This window comes from Caballeronia sp. KNU42, assembly GCF_053760385.1.
On sequence record NZ_CM132389.1, the window covers coordinates 992,523 to 1,010,840 of the forward strand.

At 60.8% G+C, this 18,318-nt stretch carries 17 protein-coding genes; 7 read left to right on the forward strand and 10 right to left on the reverse strand.

What is annotated here, in order from left to right:
- Window positions 1-13 precede the first annotated feature (13 nt).
- The 6 genes from ACSOSP_RS23560 to ACSOSP_RS23585 all read left to right on the forward strand — a co-directional run bounded on the left by ACSOSP_RS23560 (window position 14) and on the right by ACSOSP_RS23585 (window position 4,429).
- Window positions 14-316, forward strand: a complete 303-nt coding sequence (locus tag ACSOSP_RS23560; RefSeq protein ID WP_455313318.1) for a malonate decarboxylase subunit delta — start codon at window positions 14-16, stop codon at window positions 314-316.
- Entirely contained in the window at window positions 313-1,158 is an 846-nt protein-coding gene (locus ACSOSP_RS23565; RefSeq protein ID WP_455313319.1) for a biotin-independent malonate decarboxylase subunit beta, read from the forward strand. The genes ACSOSP_RS23560 and ACSOSP_RS23565 overlap by 4 nt, the downstream gene beginning before the upstream one ends.
- Window positions 1,158-1,985: a biotin-independent malonate decarboxylase subunit gamma gene (mdcE, locus tag ACSOSP_RS23570; protein WP_455313320.1), complete on the forward strand. Its 828-nt coding sequence runs from the start codon at window positions 1,158-1,160 to the stop codon at window positions 1,983-1,985. Before ACSOSP_RS23565 ends, mdcE begins: the two co-directional genes overlap by 1 nt.
- Entirely contained in the window at window positions 1,970-2,611 is a 642-nt protein-coding gene (locus ACSOSP_RS23575; RefSeq protein ID WP_455313321.1) for a malonate decarboxylase holo-ACP synthase, read from the forward strand. Before mdcE ends, ACSOSP_RS23575 begins: the two co-directional genes overlap by 16 nt.
- Window positions 2,608-3,537, forward strand: a complete 930-nt coding sequence (gene mdcH, locus ACSOSP_RS23580) for a malonate decarboxylase subunit epsilon (protein ID WP_455313322.1) — start codon at window positions 2,608-2,610, stop codon at window positions 3,535-3,537. Before ACSOSP_RS23575 ends, mdcH begins: the two co-directional genes overlap by 4 nt.
- A gap of 172 nt (window positions 3,538-3,709) precedes the next feature.
- Window positions 3,710-4,429: a DeoR family transcriptional regulator gene (locus ACSOSP_RS23585; RefSeq protein WP_455313323.1), complete on the forward strand. Its 720-nt coding sequence runs from the start codon at window positions 3,710-3,712 to the stop codon at window positions 4,427-4,429.
- A 477-nt stretch (window positions 4,430-4,906) separates the two neighbouring features.
- Here ACSOSP_RS23585 and ACSOSP_RS23590 read toward each other — a convergent pair whose 3' ends face one another.
- From ACSOSP_RS23590 to deoC, 8 genes are all read right to left on the reverse strand, one after another.
- The gene (locus ACSOSP_RS23590; protein WP_455313324.1) at window positions 4,907-5,980 is read right to left on the reverse strand and encodes an ABC transporter permease; all 1,074 of its coding nucleotides are present in this window, start codon (window positions 5,978-5,980) and stop codon (window positions 4,907-4,909) included.
- Window positions 5,977-7,506: a sugar ABC transporter ATP-binding protein gene (locus ACSOSP_RS23595; RefSeq protein WP_031359932.1), complete on the reverse strand. Its 1,530-nt coding sequence runs from the start codon at window positions 7,504-7,506 to the stop codon at window positions 5,977-5,979. The genes ACSOSP_RS23590 and ACSOSP_RS23595 overlap by 4 nt, the downstream gene beginning before the upstream one ends.
- A 78-nt stretch (window positions 7,507-7,584) precedes the next feature.
- Window positions 7,585-8,589 carry a substrate-binding domain-containing protein gene (locus tag ACSOSP_RS23600; RefSeq protein WP_455313325.1) on the reverse strand — a complete coding sequence of 335 codons (1,005 nt, stop codon included), beginning with the start codon at window positions 8,587-8,589 and terminating at the stop codon, window positions 7,585-7,587.
- A gap of 86 nt (window positions 8,590-8,675) precedes the next feature.
- Window positions 8,676-9,710: an ABC transporter permease gene (locus ACSOSP_RS23605; protein ID WP_455313326.1), complete on the reverse strand. Its 1,035-nt coding sequence runs from the start codon at window positions 9,708-9,710 to the stop codon at window positions 8,676-8,678.
- Window positions 9,711-9,726: 16 nt separating this feature from the next.
- Window positions 9,727-10,686: a ribokinase gene (gene rbsK, locus ACSOSP_RS23610; RefSeq protein ID WP_455313327.1), complete on the reverse strand. Its 960-nt coding sequence runs from the start codon at window positions 10,684-10,686 to the stop codon at window positions 9,727-9,729.
- Window positions 10,683-11,168: an RbsD/FucU family protein gene (locus ACSOSP_RS23615; protein WP_455313328.1), complete on the reverse strand. Its 486-nt coding sequence runs from the start codon at window positions 11,166-11,168 to the stop codon at window positions 10,683-10,685. Before ACSOSP_RS23615 ends, rbsK begins: the two co-directional genes overlap by 4 nt.
- Window positions 11,169-11,249: 81 nt before the next feature.
- Window positions 11,250-13,640, reverse strand: coding sequence for an aldehyde dehydrogenase family protein (locus ACSOSP_RS23620; RefSeq protein WP_455313329.1), 2,391 nt, complete (start codon window positions 13,638-13,640; stop codon window positions 11,250-11,252).
- A 35-nt stretch (window positions 13,641-13,675) separates the two neighbouring features.
- Window positions 13,676-14,686, reverse strand: a complete 1,011-nt coding sequence (gene deoC, locus ACSOSP_RS23625) for a deoxyribose-phosphate aldolase (protein ID WP_455313330.1) — start codon at window positions 14,684-14,686, stop codon at window positions 13,676-13,678.
- Window positions 14,687-14,923: 237 nt separating this feature from the next.
- On the opposite strand from deoC, the gene ACSOSP_RS23630 reads away from it, so the two are divergent.
- Window positions 14,924-16,477 carry a sensor histidine kinase gene (locus tag ACSOSP_RS23630; protein ID WP_455313331.1) on the forward strand — a complete coding sequence of 518 codons (1,554 nt, stop codon included), beginning with the start codon at window positions 14,924-14,926 and terminating at the stop codon, window positions 16,475-16,477.
- A 23-nt stretch (window positions 16,478-16,500) separates the two neighbouring features.
- Here ACSOSP_RS23630 and ACSOSP_RS23635 read toward each other — a convergent pair whose 3' ends face one another.
- Together ACSOSP_RS23635 and ACSOSP_RS23640 are read right to left on the reverse strand one after the other, a co-directional pair.
- Window positions 16,501-17,631 carry a helix-turn-helix domain-containing protein gene (locus ACSOSP_RS23635; RefSeq protein ID WP_455313332.1) on the reverse strand — a complete coding sequence of 377 codons (1,131 nt, stop codon included), beginning with the start codon at window positions 17,629-17,631 and terminating at the stop codon, window positions 16,501-16,503.
- Window positions 17,628-18,305, reverse strand: a complete 678-nt coding sequence (locus ACSOSP_RS23640; RefSeq protein WP_455313333.1) for a hypothetical protein — start codon at window positions 18,303-18,305, stop codon at window positions 17,628-17,630. Before ACSOSP_RS23640 ends, ACSOSP_RS23635 begins: the two co-directional genes overlap by 4 nt.
- Window positions 18,306-18,318: the final 13 nt, after the last annotated feature.

Genomic DNA, 18,318 nt, shown 5'->3' on the forward strand with positions numbered 1-18,318 from the left:
CGGAGAAAACATCATGGAAAACTTGCGCTACGAATACCCCGCCACCCGCCCTGTGCCGCAACGCGCGCATGTAGGCGTGGTCGGCTCGGGCGACCTGGAAATCCTGCTGTCGCCGTCGGAGAGTCAACACGCGGAGGTCGTGATCCGCACGAGCGTGGACGGTTACGAACACGTATGGAAAAGCGTGCTCGACCGTTTCTTCTCGCGCTACGATGGCGCCGCGAAACTCGAACTCAACGACTTCGGCGCAACGCCGGGCGTCGTCATGTTGCGCCTCGCCGAAGCAGTGGAAGCGAGCGAAGGAGACGTGTCATGAGCGGACATGAGACCTTTATTGCGCAGCATAGCTTTATCGAACTGACCGCACGTGAACGTGCCCGCGCGCTGCTCGACGCCGGCACCTTCCGCGAGTTGATCGGACCGTTCGACCGGCTCGAATCGCCATGGCTCGCCATGCAGGATGTGGTTTGCCAGGCCGACGACGGTGCGGTCATTGCACGCGGTACGCTCGGCGGCGAAGCGGCGGTCATCGCGGCAATCGAGCCGGCGTTTCAGGGCGGCAGCATCGGCGAAGTGTCGGGAGCGAAGATTGCCGCAGCGCTTGAAATGGCCGTGTGCGAGTTCGAGGCAGGCCGCAAGATTCGGCCGGTGATCCTGTTCGAAACCGGTGGCGTCAGGTTGCAGGAAGCGAATCTCGGTCTCGCCGTGATCGCGGAGATTCAGGCAGGGATCGTCGCTTTGCGGCGGTACGTGCCGGTGGTTGGCGTGATCGGCGGCATGGTCGGCTGCTTCGGCGGGATGTCGCTGGCGGCGGCATTGTGCAGCCGGCTGATCATGACGCGGCAGGCGCGGCTGGGGATGAACGGGCCCGAAGTCATCGAACAGGAAGCGGGCGTGGAAGAACTCGATTCGCGCGATAAGCGCCTCATCTGGTCGATGATCGGTGGCGAGCAACGCGCGGCCGTTGGCTTGGTCGACGCCCTCGTGGAAGACGACACCGCTCAGGTTCGTGACGCCGTGCTCGGCGCGTTCAAAAGCGGTGTGCCGGCGAGTCATCGGACAGAACAAGTCGATGCGCAGCTTGAACGGCTTGCGCGCGTGAACCCGTCGGCAATCGATCCCATTGTGTTACGGACGCTTTGGCAAGGAGAAGTTTGATGAGCGCATCACGTGGGCAAATCTGGTTCGACGCGTTGACATCGAACGAACGCTCGGCTTCGAATAACGAAGGTAACCAAGGCCCGATCCGCAGCGCGGATGCGCCGCTTGGCGACACGAGCGCGCGTTTCATCGCCATCGTGCCCGATCCGCATAACCGCTTTCCCCGTGCAACCGATAACGTGGTCGGCCTCGAACAAGGCTGGTTGGTCGCACGCGCCGTGCGCAACGCGATGGATGCGGACCGTGATGCTTCGGTCAAGCGCCCGATCGTGGCTATCGTCGATGTGAAGAGCCAGGCATATGGGCGTCGCGAAGAACTGCTTGGCGTTCATCTCGCGTGCGCGGCCGGTGTCGATGCATACGCCAGCGCGCGCCTCGCCGGTCATCCTGTGATAGCGCTGATTGTCGGCCCGGCGATGTCCGGCGCATTCCTCGCGCATGGCTATCAGGCGAACCGGATCATCGCGCTCGATGCGGACGGCATCGCCGTGCATGCAATGGGCAAGGAAGCCGCCGCGCGAGTCACGCGTCGCAGTGTTGAAGGACTCGATGAACTCGGCGACCGCGTGTTGCCCATGTCGTACAAGATGAGCGCTTACGCGAAGCTTGGGCTGCTGCATGAGCTGATCGCCGGCATCAATGCGGATGCTCCTGGGCGCGAAGATATCGGCCGCGTGCAGTCTTCTTTGATCGCTGCTATTGACGATGCACGCAAAGGTCCGCGCGATCTCTCGTCGCGGTTGCAGTCGGCGGATGCCAAGCGGATTCGCGCGGCGTCGATAGAAGTCCGCAAGCGCATGGCGGAGCAATGGAACGCATCGTGAGTCCGCACGACCTGCTGCAACTCTCGCCGGGTACGCCTGATTTTTCGGATGCCCCGGCGTGGGTTGCAGCATCACTGAAACGTGCACCGTTCGTGGTGATTCGACGGGCGGTGTCGGTGAACGGTTTGATTGCGGTCGGCATTCGTGGCTCGACACGTAGCGAACGCTTTGGCTCCTGGCTCGATCCGCGTTATGTCGAGCGGGTCGTTGCGCCTGAAACGCTGCTTGCGAACTTTGAGCCCTCGATGACGCGCGCAAAGTTGCGCGCGTTCGCATTGCTGCAAGCGATCGCCCCACTTTGCGAAGCTATAGGCTACGCTTGGGGACCTACGGGCAGCGTCGGCTTTGAACTCGCAAGCGGCTCTCCGACGGTCACGCAAACAAGCGATCTCGACCTTCTGATGCGTGCACCGGATCCTCTCGACCGCACCACAGCGAAGTCGTTATTTGATGCCCTATCCCAAGCCGCGCTAGACCACGGCACGCGCATCGATATGCAAATCCAGACGCGCGATGGCGCCTTCGCTCTGGCTGAATATGCGCATCCCGGTGCACGCGTCATGATGCGTTGTGCCGATGGCCCGAAGCTTGTCGTCGACCCGTGGCAGACGAGTCAAGCAGCATGATCGCGTTCCTCTTCCCCGGCCAAGGCTCGCAATTCGCGGGCTTTTTGCACACGCTTGGCGGCACGACGCCGCACGCGCGTATTGCTGAAACCATCGAAGAAGCATCCGATGTGCTGCATATCGACGTGCTCTCGCTCGATCACGCCGATGCATTGAATTCAACCGTCACCGTACAACTCAGCTTGCTGGTTGCGGGTGTCGCGACTGTGCGTGCGTTGCAGGATGAAGGCATCGTACCGGACGCGGTGGCGGGTTTATCAGTGGGGGCGTATGGCGCTGCGGTCGGATGCAAGGCCGTTTCTTTCAGCGATGCTTTGTTGCTCCTTCACCTGCGCGCTCAATTGATGGAGCGTGCTTATCCGCACGGTTACGGCATGTTGGCGGTGTCGGGCTTAAGCGAGCGTGAACTGACCGCCGTGATCGCGAATGCCCATACGCAGGCCGCTTACATTGCGAATTTGAATGCGCCGCGGCAGATCGTGGTGGCAGGCGCCGACGCGGATCTCGACCTCGTTCGAGAACGCGCGCTGCAAGCCGGCGCCCGCAAGGCGGAGCGGCTTGCCGTGAGTGTGCCGTCCCACTGCGTACTACTCGACGATGCCGCTCGCGAGCTCACCGAAGCCGCGAGCAAGATCGCGTTCCATGCGCCGACGATTCCCTATATCAGCAATCGCGGCGCACGGCCTTTGCGCCAGACCGACGCTATCCGTACCGACCTCGCGACGAACCTGCGCTATCCCGTTCGCTGGCATGACTCGACTATCGTGCTCGGCGAACTCGGCGCACAGGTCTTCGTTGAAATGCCGCCTGGGCGCACGCTGACACAACTCGCGGAAGACGCGCTGCCCGACATCGCAAAAGTCGCTATCGAGCAGACATCGATCCCATCGGCCGCCGCGCTGATCCGCGCACGCGCCGCCGGCTAGTCCTCCATTTGCGCTTTATCGCTCGACGCCCCACACGTTGCATCACCCCCCATTGCAAAGCGTTTTCCCCGATCACTTTTCGCGGGTTCGCTTGTTATAATCATTTCATCTAGCGAACAAAATCTAACAACCACATCCACGACGTGCAGCTTGCGTCCACTGTCCTCAGCGAATGACCAAAAGCGATCGTTTGCGTGTTCTTGCCGATGCTTTGCGCGAGCAAAGCGTGATGCGTCTTCGCGATGCGGCGACCTTGCTCGATGTATCGGAGATGACGGTTCGCCGCGACATAGCATCGAGTCCGGGGACGTTTACTTATCTTGGCGGATATATCGTTCGCGCCTCGGATGTCCCGAACGGCGCGGGTTATACGATCGATGAAGAGAAGGATCATTTCGCGGCGGCCAAGGCGGAAGCATCGGCGGTGGCTGCGCGGCTGCTTGCTGACAACGAGACCATTTTCATCGATTGCGGGACGACGCTGACCACGTTGGCGCGGCTCATTCCCGCCGACATGCATTTGACGGTGGTGTGTTATTCGCTCAATGTGGCTGAGATTTTGCGGCGCAAGGCGAACGTGCGGATGATTCTATTGGGAGGCGTTTACGCGCCCTCGTCGGATTCGTTTTCCAGCGATGAAAGCATCGAGACGTTGCGGCGGATGGGGATCAACAAGGCATTTATTTCAGCCGGCGGGGTGGATGAAGCGCGCGGCGTGACGTGCTGGAACTTTCACGAGGTCGCGATCAAGCAAGCTGCGATGGAGAGTGCGGTCGAAAGGCATCTGGTGGTCGATGCCAGCAAGTTGGGGAAGGTCAAGGCTGTGCGGTTTTCTCAGCTCGATCAGTTCAATTCGCTGATCACGGAGAAGGGGATGGAAGTCAAGAAGTGAGTCGTTCGCACTCGCTCGGAGATTATGGCGGATTGGGGCTCTCGGCGTTGCGGGTTGGTGCTTTCGGCGTTAGTGGTCGGATTCATTGCCGGGTTGCGACTTTCGGCCATAGCGGTCTGCGTGAGTTGGATGTTTTCTTTGGCAAGGGTGCTTGCCCGAGAGCGTACGGGGCGAAGCGTGTTCGTGTCAGGATTCGCGAGAAGGAGGGGTTCACACATCCTCCGCTCTGGCGAGCACCGTGCTTTTGGGGTGCCAAAAACGTGGAAAGTGCACGCTAGGTCAACTTACGAGCCCGCGTTTTGAAAGCGCTTTCTTTGCTTCGTTTCTTTGTCGCTTTGGACAAAGAAATGACGCGCCGCCACGCGCAGTGGCTAATAGTGATAAAGAAAATAGCTCACTCACGCAGACCACCAACCCCGAAAGCAGCAACCCGGCAATGACCCCGACCGCTAACACTGAAAGCCCCGGACCACCTCCCTACGCCACCCTTCTCCCCAACGCGAACAACGTCCCCGCGACCAGAATAAAACCCCCGATAATCACCTTCTGCCACGTACTAGGCACACCAATCAGTATCAACACGCTGTTAATCAGCGTCACCAGCACCACGCCGAGCAACGTCCCCACCACCGTCCCCGTCCCACCCGTAATCCTGGCGCCCCCAAGAATCACCGCGGCAATCACATCCAGCTCAGTCCCGACCAGATCGAACGGATTCGCCAGCCTGTTCGTCGATACATGCAAGATCCCGGCAATCCCCGCCAGCATCCCGGTGTAACCAAACACAAAAAGATGAATAGCCCGCAGGTTATAACCAAGCCGCTCGGCGATTGGCAAACTCCCGCCCATCGCATACACGCCCCGTCCCATCATCGTGCGGTTAAGCAGCCACCACGTGACACCCGCGGCAAGAAACAGCGCAATGACCGAGACCGGCAACACCGCCCGAAGCCCATCGTTCGTGTGATAGAAAAACAGCGGCAACTGCCCGAAGCTATCCATGCTGTGCGGGATATTCATGAAAAACTGCGTTCCGACGAACGTCAGCAACAACCCGCGATACAGATACTGCGTGCCAATAGTCACAATCAACGAAGGCGCCTTCAGCCGATGCACCAGCACGCCGTTGATGAGCCCAAGCAACACGCCACCCACTGCCCCGCAAATCAAAATCAGAAAAAACGGTGCATCGGGCCACCAGGCAAACACGGCCTTGGTGATCGAATACATCGTAAAAGCAGCAATGGCCGTGAACGACACATCGATACCACCCGATGCCAGCACAACCAGCGTGCCCATTGCAAACAACGACACCGTCGTCCCTGAATGCAGCAAATCGAAGAGCGTCGCGAACTGGAAGAAGCGCGGGTTCAACGTGCCCACCACCAGACACGTCACGAGAATCAAACCCGCTGTGAACCATTCAGGATTGCGCATCAACCGTGCGGCAAAACTCAGTTGCCGCACCTGCGGTGCGACTTCGGCCAAAGCCGGACCCGCAGCGGTTGCGCCTTGCGATGTCTGAGCAACGCGATGAAGTGACTCGCTCATGCTGCCTCTGAAAGTAAAGCGTGATAAAGATCGGCTTCAGTCAATTGCCCCGCACGATATTCGTTCGAGACACGCCCCTTCTTCATCATCAGGATTCGGTCGCAGTTCTGCAGCAACTCAGGCAAGTCATCGCTGATCAGAATGATCCCGATGCCCTGCTCCGCCAGCCGCTGCATGATGCGGTAAATGATGTCCTTCGACCCCACATCCACGCCCACGGTCGGGCCGTGCAGGATCAACACGCGTGGATCGATAGCCAGCCATCGGCCGATCAACACGCGTTGCTGGTTGCCACCCGAAAGCGATTGCACCGGCTTGTCGATGTCAGGTGTCGCAATCTGCAATTCCTTCACGGTGCGCTCGGCAAGCTCGCGTGTGCGCTTCCGGTCAACCTGTCCAAAGCGATCGCGCAAGCTCGAGATCATCGCAGTGATGACGTTGTCGCGAATGGATTTATCGAGGAAAAGCCCTTCGTTCAAGCGGTCTTCGGGCACGTACCCTATGCGCTGCCACTTCGCATCGGACGGCGTTTTAAGCCGCACGATGGAACCATCCAGCGTGACCGTGCCGCTATCCGCCGGCGCGACGCCTGCCAATGCTCGCGCCAATTCGTTGCGCCCCGAGTCGAGCAAACCCGTGACGCCAAGAATCTCTCCACGATGCAGCGAGAACGTGACATCGGCGAACTGGCGCGACCGCGACAACGCCTTCACATCCAGCACAACTTGCTGCCCATCCATGACTTCAGCCTGCCGATATCGTTCATTCGATAACTGCTTGCCCGTCATCAGCTCGCCAATCTGCGCCTTCGTGTAATTCTCGATCGGCCCTTGCGCCATCTTCTGACCATCGCGCAGCACGATCACTTCACCGCCAATCGCGTAGCACTCATCCAGCTTGTGACTGACGAACAGCACGGCGACGCCATCGGCACGCAACTTAGCCAGCACCGCGATCAGGTTATCGACTTCCTTTTGCGTAAGCGATGTAGTCGGCTCATCCATGATGACGAACTTCGCCTCGCTCGCGATCACGCGCGCGATAGCCACGAGTTGCCGCGTCGCCAGCGGCAATTGCTCGACCAGCGTGGCCTGGAAATCAGCATCGCCGGGCAAGCCCACCGCTTCCAAAGCACGCGCCGCCGTTTTGGCCAACGCGCGGCGATCGAAGGTCCGCGCAAGCCGCCCCGCGTGTTCAGCCAACTCCGACGTCAACCCCACGTTCTCCGCAACACTCATGTTGGGCAGCAGCGAAAGGTCCTGATACACCGTTTCGATACCCGCCGACAACGCCTCCAGCGGCGCAAGCCGCGCATGCCTGACGCCTTCGATCACGAGCTCGCCCTGATCGGGCGGCTGCGCACCGGAGATGATCTTGATCAGCGTGCTCTTGCCGCAACCGTTCTCGCCGAGCAGGTGATAAATCTGCCCGCGCTGGAACGACAGGCTCACGCCACGCAGCGCATACACGCCGGTAAAGCGCTTGTGGATATCGACGACTTCGAGAAGCGGCGCTGTACTCATCATTGAACCTTCTACCCTTTCAACTTCCTGAAGACAGCGCGCACGGCAGCCGTGCGCGCTTCACTGCTTTCGTGAAGACAATCAGAACGGATACTGCTTGTAGTTGGTCTTGTCGACATCCACCCAGCCCGTGCCGCGCACGATGATGCCCTTGCCCGGACCCTTCTCCACCGTGACCTTGTTATAACCAACCAGGCCCAGGTCCGCGCCGTTCTCCACCGTCTTGCCGTCGATCAACATTTTCGCAACCTTGTTCATCGCGATACCAGCGAGCTTCGGATCCCAGAACGCAATGCCGTTGATCGCGCCGCTCTCGAGGAACTTGCCGGCTTCTGTCGGCAGGCCCGTGCCGTACACGCAAATCTTGCCAATCTTGCCGGCCTCCTCCACCGCGCGCCCAATGCCGATCACGTCCAGCGACGATGACCCTTGAAAGCCCGTCAGGTCCGGATGCTTGCGCAGCACTTCCTTCGCAACCTGGTAAGCACGTTCGCCGTCGTTGTTGGTTTCAAGCTTCGGCTCGACGAGATCCATCTTCGGATACTTCTGCTTCGCATTGCCGATACCGCCATCCGCCCATTGAACCTGCGAACGGCTGCCGAGCGAACCCACCAGCACGGCCCACTTGCCTTGATCGCCCATGCACTTCGCAAGGCGTTCGTTCAGGCCTGCACCGTACGCGGTGTTATCGAAGGCTTCGATGTCAACCATCGTGTTCTTCTCGTTGTCCGCTTCATGCGTGACAACCTTGATGCCGCGATCCATCGCTTTCTTCAGCGCCGGTTCGAGGGTCGGCGGATCGTAGGGAACCACCGCGATCGCGGTGACTTTCTTCGCGATCAAGTCTTCGATGATCTTCAGTTGTTGCGCAGCGTCCGCGCGTCCCGGTCCGGTTTGATACGCGTTCACACCGGGATTGTCCTTGGCGAATTCCTTCACGCCGTCGTCCATCCGGTTGAACCAGTTGATCCCCGTGACCTTCACCACCGTGACGATGGTCTGGTCGGTCGCGGCTTGCGCGACAGCAATGGCTCCGGCTGCCAGCGTGACAGCCGTGAGTGCGATGGCGATTCGATTCAGTTTCATGCGTTGTCTCCGTTATGGTTTGTCTGTGATGCACATGAGGTGAAATTTGAAGCCGGGAAAACTTGTTTATCCGCGTGTTTGTCCAATCACGCCGCCGGTGGTTTTGGCACCTTCGAAACAGGAGTGGCGCCGCCCAGGCCGAAGATCGCCCGTACGCGTTCACCGCCCGCCAGCGCCAGGGACGCGAGCAGCAGGAAGCCCCACGCGCAATCGCCGAAGAACTGCGAGACGCCGAGCAGATTGAACAGGCTGGAGAGGAACTGAAGCACGGTCGCGGCGAGGAATACGCAGATGATCCGGCCATAGCCCCCTGCGGGATTCACACCGCCCATCACCGCGATCAGGATCGCGATCAGCAGGTACGAGTTGCCGTAGTCCCACTTCGCGCTGGACGTATGCGACGCGCTGATAAGCCCCGCAAGCGACGCGAGCACGCCGCACATGCCGTAGGTCAGGATCAACATGCGATCGCGCGGAATGCCTGCATAGAACGCGGCTTTCGGATTCGTGCCCATGAGATAGAGACGCAATCCGAAAGGTGTGCGCTTCAGGACCCAGCCGAGCAGCAACACCGTAACTACGAAGATCCACAGCGAGATGGGTACTTGCAGGAAGGTGCCGTTGCCGATGTCGGAGAGGGCATCGACGTATTCCACCCGTACCGATGCACCATTGCTCAACACCACGGCGATGCCAGTAAAAAGCAGCGACGTGCCCAGCGTGCAAAGGATAGGCGTGAGCTTCAATCGCGCGATGATCACTCCGTTCATCAAGCCGCCGATCGCGCCAAGCGCCACGGTGACCGCGCAGAACACGGCGGTGTAGAGCGACGGGGAGTTATCGGCGGAAACGAGCATGGGCAGCAGTTGCGCCGCCACCATGCCGGAGAGGTTCGCGAGCGCAACGCCCGACAAATCGATACCGCCGTTACCCGACACCATCGAGAGCATGATGCCGAGCGCAAGCAGCCCCAGTTCGGGAAGCTGGCTGCCCATGGACTGGAGGTTGTCGATATCGACGAACTGGCCATGTGACAACGCGGTCGCGACAATCACGACCAGCAGGTTCACGCCGACCAGGAAATTCAGTTGCCGGTCGGCGAACCATTTCGATGGGTTCATCGCGGCGCTCCTCCGTTCAGGATTGGTGAGCCGACGCACTGCCGGATTTCACAGGTTCACCACGAAGCACCGCTTCGATTTCAGCGAGCGTCGGCATCGACGGCGCGGTGCCGGCACGCGTGACCGACAAGCTCGCCAGCGCACAGCCGAAACGCACCGCGTCCAGCGGGCTTTCGCCGCGCGCAAGCGCCGCGGCGAAGCCGCCGGTGAAGCCATCGCCCGCGCCTGCGGTCTCGACCACGCGACCGCATTTGAACGCAGGAACCAGCACCGATTGTTCCGGCGTATGCAGCAACGCTCCCGCTTCGCCCAGCGTCACGATCACGGCGCGCACTCCCTTTGCGAGCAGAACGTCAGCGGCTCGGCGAGCGTCGTCGACGGATGCAACCGTGATACCCGTCAACGCCGATGCCTCGGTCTCGTTCGGCGTGATGTAATCGCAGAGCGGGAAGATATCGTCATCGAGCGACGCAGCGGGTGCCGGATTGAACACGGTCGTCACGCCGTGACGACGCGCGAGTTCGAGTCCACGTCGCGCAGCCGGAACGGGCTGTTCAAGCTGCGTGACGAACACGGCGGCGGTCGCGATATCGGCTTCTATCGCTTCAACGTCTTCGGGGCACAAGCGTCCTGCCGCACCCGCTGCAACGATGATCGCGTTACCGCCCGTGGCGTCGTCAACGAAGATATGCGCCGCGCCAGTCGCCACGCCGTCCGTTGTTATCGCCCGAGCCGTGATGCCTTCCGCGGCCCACGTCGAGCGTGCGATGTCGCCGAACGCATCGGCGCCGAGGCGCGTGCAGAAGATCACGTCAGCGCCGGCGCGCGCGGCGGCCACGGCCTGGTTCGAGCCCTTGCCGCCGGGTCCCATCGCAAACGCCGATCCGGCGATGGTCTCGCCAAGCAGCGGCATGCGCTCGGCGCGGAACGTGAGATCCGTCACGTAGATGCCGAGGATGACGACGCTGCGGCTCATCGTGCGCTCTCCGAATCCGAAGCAGCGGGCGCATCGGGCGCCAGGTTCACGCCCTTCTTGAAGATGAAGCAACCATAACCGCGCGCTTCACCCGTAGCAATCACGCAATACGCCTGCTTGGCGCGCTCATAAAACGCGAATCGTTCGATGGAAGCAAAGGGCGTCGCGCGCCCTTCGGCGGCATCGACCTCGGTTTGCGCTTCGCGCTGCACGGCGGGAAGCGCGTTGGCGTCTGCGACCACTTCCATGCGCTCGGCCGGATGATCGACGAAACTATCCAGCGGCAACACCGACAACACCGCGCGAATCGCACGCGGCGAATTCACGCCATCGAGCCGGAGCACATGGCCAAGCACCGTTTGGCGCGCGACAGAATCGGCCGGAAAATTGGCGTCGCAGATCACGACTTCATCGCCATGCCCCATTGCGCACAGCGCGTGCAGGACGTCGGCGTTCAGCAGCGGATCGAGGTTCTTCAGCATTGCGTCTCCTTCATGTTGAGCGTGCCACGCTGCATTGCGAGGTCATCGCTCATGATTCTATTTGACCCGGGCTTCGAACGTTCAATCTCCGTACGGGATCCAGATGTTCTTCACTTGCACGGCTTGCCGCAGGAAGGGCAGGCCTTCGCTCGCGGCATCGAACCAGTCAAACGCGCGGCCATAATCGACGAACGTGCGCTTCAGGTTTCCCACCGATTCGCGCTCGGTCAGCGTCGATAAATCCGCGCCGCCGAAGCACCACAATGCGTCTACATCGTCATGTCTTGCGAGAGTCGACGCCAGCGCCTTGCGCTCGCCGGTGACGATGTTCAACGCACCGGCGGGCACATCCGACGTCTCGACCACCTGGTAAAAATCGGTCGCCATCATCGGGCACGTTTCGCTCGGCACGGCGATCACGCGGTTACCCAACGCAAGCGCCGGTGCGATCAACGAGACGAGGCCAAGCAGCGGCGCTTCATCCGGGCACACCACGCCGATCACGCCGAGCGGTTCGTGCATCGCCAGCGCAACGCCTCTTAGCGGCGGTGAATGCACCGCGCCATCGAACTTGTCGGCCCATGCGCCGTAGGTGAACAAACGCGTGATCGAGGCTTCGACTTCACGCTCGGCTTCAGCAGCGGAAACGCCGGTCCGCGCGACGAGTTGCTTAGCGAATTCATCCGCACGCGCCGACAGGTTTTCCGCGAGGTAATACAGCACCTGGGCGCGGTTATGCGTGCTCGCTTGCGACCACTTTTCAGCGCTGCGCGCAGCGGCTACGGCATTACGCACATCCTTGCGATTGCCCTCGCCCACTTCACCGACGATCGCCCCCGACGGTGCATGCACCAGCCGTGAATAACCGCTATCGGGCCGAACCTGCTTGCCGCCGATAAACAGCTTCGCAGTACGGTCGAGCGCGCTGACGTTACTGTCCGCGTCGAAAGCGGAAGGCTGCGCAACAGGCTCGGTACGCTCGGCGCGAAGGGCCAGCTTAGTCCACGCGCGCGGCTTCAGATACTCGTAAATCCCCTCGCGTCCGCCTTCACGGCCAAAGCCCGATTCACGATAGCCGCCGAAGCCGACACCTGCATCGAACAGATTCGTCGCGTTGATCCAGACCACGCCGCATTGCAGACGCGGCGCGATATCCAGCGCGCGGCCGATGGTCTCGCTCCACACGCTCGCAGCCAGTCCGTAACGCGAATGATTGGCCAGCGCGACCGCTTCGTCAGGCGTGCGAAAGCTCATTGTCACCAGCACCGGCCCGAAGATTTCCTCTTGCGCGAGTGTCGATGCAGGCGCGACGTTCGTCACCAGAGTGGGTGGATAAAACGCGCCTTGCTCGGGCATGCGCAAGCCCTTGGGTTGATGAATCTCGCAACCTTCCTGCACACCGCGCTCAACAAGCGAACGGATGCGTTCGAGCTGTACCGTATCGACGATCGCGCCCAGGTCGATGCCCTTGTCGAGCGACGGCCCAACACGCAGCGTATCCATGCGGCGTTTCAATTTATCGATGAAGCGCTTCTCCACGCCTTCCTGCACCAGCAGCCGCGAACCTGCGCAGCAGACCTGGCCCTGGTTGAACCAGATTGCATCGACGACACCTTCCACGGCGCTGTCGAGATCGGCGTCATCGAATACGATAAAGGGCGACTTGCCGCCGAGTTCAAGCGTCAGCGACTTGCCCGAGCCCGCAGTCGCGACACGAATCTGCCGGCCCACTTCAGTCGATCCAGTGAACGCAATCTTCGCCACGCGCGGATGGTCGACCAGCGCCGCGCCCGTGCGGCCGTCGCCGGTGACCACGTTCAGCACGCCTGCGGGCAAGCCTGCGCGCGCCGCCAATTCAGCGAACAACAACGCGGTGAGCGGCGTGTATTCGGCGGGCTTCAGCACGACGCAATTACCCAGCGCGAGCGCGGGCGCGATCTTCCACGAGAGCATCAGCAGCGGAAAATTCCACGGCACGATCTGACCGATAACCCCCAGCGGAGCCCAATCGGCGAACTCGCGATCCTGCAGCTGCGCCCAACCCGCGTGATGCAGGAAATGCCGCGCCACAAGCGGGATATCGATGTCGCGGGACTCGCGGATCGGCTTTCCGTTATCCATCGATTCGACCACGGAAAACAAGCGCGCATGCCGCTGGACCATGCGTGAGAGCGCATACAAATGGCGCGCACGTCCCGCGCCGCCCAGCGCTTGCCACGCAGGCAGCGCCCGATGCGCAGCATCGACTGCCGCGTCGATATCCGCCTGATCGCCCTGCGCGATGCTTGCAATCACGCGCCCGGTCGCGGGTTCCAGCGAGTCGAATTGCTCACCCGCCAGCGGCGCGCGAAAAGCGCCGTCGATGAAATGGCCAAAGCCGGTCGCGTGTTGTTCCAGCCAGGCGCGCGCGGCGCCGTCGTCTTCCGGTGCAGGTCCGTAATCCATCGAGTTGAAGTAGTCGGCTACGCTCATTGGGGAGCTCGTGTAAGAGATGATGCGGTGCTGAATCAAGCAACCGGATGACGATGGAAAGCCGAATAGCGGCCGGTGACGTGATGCTCGAGTTGGCGTTCGATATCGGCGAGAAGGCTCGACGCGCCTATGCGAAACAACTCCGGTTCGAGCCATTCGCGGCCGAGTTCTTCCTTCATAAGGATCTGGTATTCGAGCACCGACTTGGCGGTGGACACGCCGCCCGCCGGTTTGAAGCCGATCATCACGCCCGTGCGTTCAAGGTAGTCGCGAATCATGCGCACCATCACGAGCGAGACGTCGAGGGTCGCGTTGACGCCCTCCTTGCCGGTGGACGTCTTGATGAAATCGGCGCCGGCCATCATGCAGACCATGGATGCCTTGGCGATGTTCGAGAGTGTGCGGATGTCGCCGGTGGCGAGAATCGCCTTGATATGCGCCGGGCCGCAGGCTGCGCGGAAGTCGCGCATTTCGTCATAGAGCGCTTGCCAGTTGCCGGTGAGCACATGTTCTCGCGTGACGACGATATCGATTTCCGCCGCGCCGTCTTTCACCGATGCCTCGATTTCCTTCAGCTTCAGCGGATGGGGAATCAGGCCGGCGGGAAAGCCGGTGGAAACGGCCGCGACAGGGATGCCGCTACCGGCAAGCGCCGCGACGGCCGTGCCGACGAAGCGGTGATACACGCACACGGCGCCGGTCTTGATTGAGCCGGGCGGCATGCCCAGCGACTCCAACAGGTCGTCGCGAATCGGACGGCGAGCTTTGGCGCACAGGCGTTCGACGCGCGCGGCGGTGTCGTCGCCGTTGAGGGTGGTCAGGTCGATACACGTAATGGCTTTGAGCAGCCACGCAGCTTGTGCGTCTTTCTTAACCGCCCGGCGCGTGCCCAACGTGCTGACTCGCCGGACGACTGCCGACTGGTTCACGCGTAAGGTATCTAACCAGGAGAGATCCAGCGGAACGCCGGGATTGCGCTGCTGCTCATGATGAGAGAGCGGTTTGCCGCGCAAGGGGAGAACAGGTTGGGAAGCAACATCGAGCATGAGCATGGCCGGTTGTGCAGCGCACAACATTTTCCGGTTAATCGATGCATTATTCTAACACCTTGTTGTTACGATCATAACATTCGGGATTATACCGAGAGAGGTCGCCTGAACTTCACCGTCGCGTACGTACCCCTAGCCAAATAAGTGACCTTTTAAACTCCACGGTTAGAATTGGCGCGTGAACACCAATCGCCGGAAAAAAGCCTGGGCGACACCGCGGTCAAGGAGAACCCGATGGATGCATTGCCACCCGAAGAAACGATCCGCAGTGCCGTCGACCGGTCCGTCAGCCGTCTGCGCCTGCAGCACGAGATCGCCGTGCAATTCGCGACGTCGGTGCTGCGCGTACACAGTGCCAACGTGCTCCTCGACGAAGCCTGCAAGGCGGTATCGGCTGGACTGCGCTCGCGCTTCGCGAAGGTGCTGCGCTATCAGCCCGAAACCGAAACCTTCGTGCTGGAGGCCGGCGTCGGCTGGGACCCGGCCGACATCGGCACAACCGAACTCGGCGCTGACGACGCCAGTCCCGCCGGCCACGCATTTGTCAGCGGCCGCCCGGTGTTGTCGAATCACCTTGGCACCGAACATCGTTTCCGCACGCCCGAGTTGCTTGCCCGGCACGGCATCAAGCGTGCCATCAACGTGCCCATTCGCGGCATTCCCGAAACCTTCGGCGTGCTCGAAGCCGATAGCTCCGACGACGAAGACTTCAGCGAAACGGACATCGTCTTCCTGGAAGCGATCGCGAACGTCATTTCCATGAGCCGCGAAAGGCTGGCCGCGGAAACGCAAACCGACGCCGACGAGCTGTTCTCCACCAGCGTGCTGAACGCGAGCACGGACTGTATCCAGGTGCTGTCGCTGGATGGCGGTATCGAGTTCATGAACGACAACGGCCTGGCGGCATTGAGCATCGACGACTTCGCGGAGGTCGGCGGCACGGCTTGCGCCGACTTGTGGCCCGACGATCAACGCCCGAAGGTCCTGCAGGCGCTGGCGAAATCCGCGAGCGGCGAACCGGTGCGGTTCGAAGGTCCCTGCCCGACGCGTGCGGGCGATGCGCGCTGGTGGGATGTATCGGTGGCGCCCATTATGGATACCGATGAGCGCGTGAAACGCATTGTGCTGACCATGCGCGATGTCACTGAACGGCACGAGAACGAGGAGGAACTGGCCGCGCTCGTATTGAGCCAGGAGACGCAGCTCGGCAATTCGGCAATGATGATGAAGGAGGTTCATCACCGGGTTCGCAACAGTCTCCAGCTTGTGCAGACCTTGCTCGCGCTGCAGGCGAATCTTGCCGGCGATAAATCCGTCGCCACGCATTTGCAGGCGGCGGCCACGCGCGTGCGCACGGTGGGCTCGGTGCATCACCGGCTCTATCAGGACGACGGCGCGGAAGCTACGGATGCAACCAGTTACCTGCGCGGCCTGACGTCCGATCTGGCTGAATTGGCTGCGGGGCGAGAGGTTTCGCTGGAAGGAAAGTCGATCGTGCTGCCCGCCGCGCGGCTCGCGCCGCTCGGGCTGGTGACGGCGGAGCTTGTGACCAACGCGCTCAAGTACGGGCGCGGGACGGTGCGCGTGATGCTGGAACGCTCTGATGATGCCGTGCTGCTGACCGTGGAGGACGAGGGGGACGGGTTTCCCATCGACTTCCCGAAACCGCAGGGTACAGGCCTCGGCATGCGGCTCGTGACGACTTATGCGGGCAAGGGTGCGGGCGCGGTGAGCGTCGACAGGTCGGTGCCGTTCAGCCGGATTGTGGTGCGGTTTCCGGCGGGGTGAGTCGGCTGTTAGTGTTGGTTCGCTTAGCCGCTGGTTCTCTCGCGGCTTTGCCGGAATTGCGCAAGCGAAACAACATGGGTCCCCGCTTCATGCTCGTCGTCCGCCAAGGGAGCAATTTCTGCGAGGAGGGCGCGGGTCATGTGCACGGACACGGCAATATCGTTCAACGACAAGCCCAGCTTTTCTCTGAGTACAGTCATCGCGTGATGAAGAAGCTCCGGTTTTTCATGCGGAATGGACAGGTCCTCGTGTTCGATGTGGCGCTCGCCTTTTTCAAACAGATGTCCTAGCAGCGCGCGCTTGTATTGATCTTCACCAAGAATGTTCAGTTGCCGCGCGCGATACAGCATCGCAGCTTTACTCACGCGCCACCGCAATTTAAGTTGCGATAACGCTATCCAGTTCACCTGCGTGCCGCCTCTCAAGGCGGGGAATTCCTTGACGAAGCTGCTTCGAGGAAGCAGGAACGCACTGGCAAACCGATTCGCCTCGGACTCCGATGCTTTGTCGCCCGTCTTGCGGCCAACGTGCCCAACGAAGTGACCGCACTCGTGCGCGTATCCGAAGCGGACGCGGCACGCTGACGCGTCGCTGCGGTTGGTCACCACGATTGGCCGGGATGACGCGATAGATAATGCATCGATATCCTTCGCCGAGTTTTCGAACGCGGTCACAACCGCTCCCGCATTTTCAAGCACGCGAACCATATTGCCGATTGGTCCCATGCCCAATCCCCAATGCGCCCTGCATTTCTCGGCGGCACGCTCTGCCGCTTCCGGGCTGTCGATTGGGAATTCAGGAAAGTCCAATTGGGGAAGCCGCAACCGGGCGTCAATCGAAGCGACGAACCGGCGGAAGAGTTCGCCTTTGGCGATGACGGTTTGCTTATCGCTCAGCTTTGCCGTCGTCAACTTGCGGAAATGGAATGCGTCTTCGGGCAACGCCTGCGGTGCGCCAGGGAAAAAGAACTCGCGCTGCACGCGGAGGACGCAAGCCAGCGCATCGACGAGTTCATCAGTGGGTTGAGCCATTCCAGACTCGACCCGCTGGATGAATTGTTTCGACTTGCCGACTGCGTCTCCTACATCGGCAAGTGAAAGGCTTTGAGCGCAGCGGACCAATCTCAGATTGGCCGCATCGAATTCGACTGTCATTTACCGGTATCGGCGTGGGGTTGTTGGGGTTGTGAGATGTCGTCGTCCGTGTGCAGAAGGTCGGCTCGCGGAGCGTCCTGATGAACCGCATCCGGCAACTGGTCGTCCGTGCTGCTGAGAACCCGGACATCGCCAAATCGCCATTCGCATAACGCATCTTCCACAGCGTTATAACCAACGAAATAGATCTCGAGTTCGTCGTTTTCAGTCAAAGGGCGTTGAACGATAAACCGGAAGACCACCGCCTCGGCATCGGTTGGTGCGAACAATTGGTCGGTCTGGTTGCGACGCCAAAAACCCTTCTTCTTGGGCGACTCATGATCGTCGCGAAAAAACCGAAAGGGAACGCCCTCGATTTCCAGCGTAACGTCCATCGCGGCATTGGTGAGCTTGAGCCATTCGTGCTCACCTGAGGTACCCAGCCGGATGAGGCGTTGTCGAGAACGGCCGAAAAACAGTGTCCCGCGCCCATAGGAACAGTCGTCTTCTGTGTCGAGCAGCGACTCGACGCCGTAGTAAATATCGCGAAGATCACGGGCGATCACGTTGAGACGTTCTTCCGTGAGTACAGGCTTCGACTTCCAAGGCAGCGGTAAATCCATAACACCCATCTCTTTTTCGGTTTTTGACGAATTCGTCAACCGAATATTGTCGGAGATATAGGAATTCGTCAACCGGGATCGATCG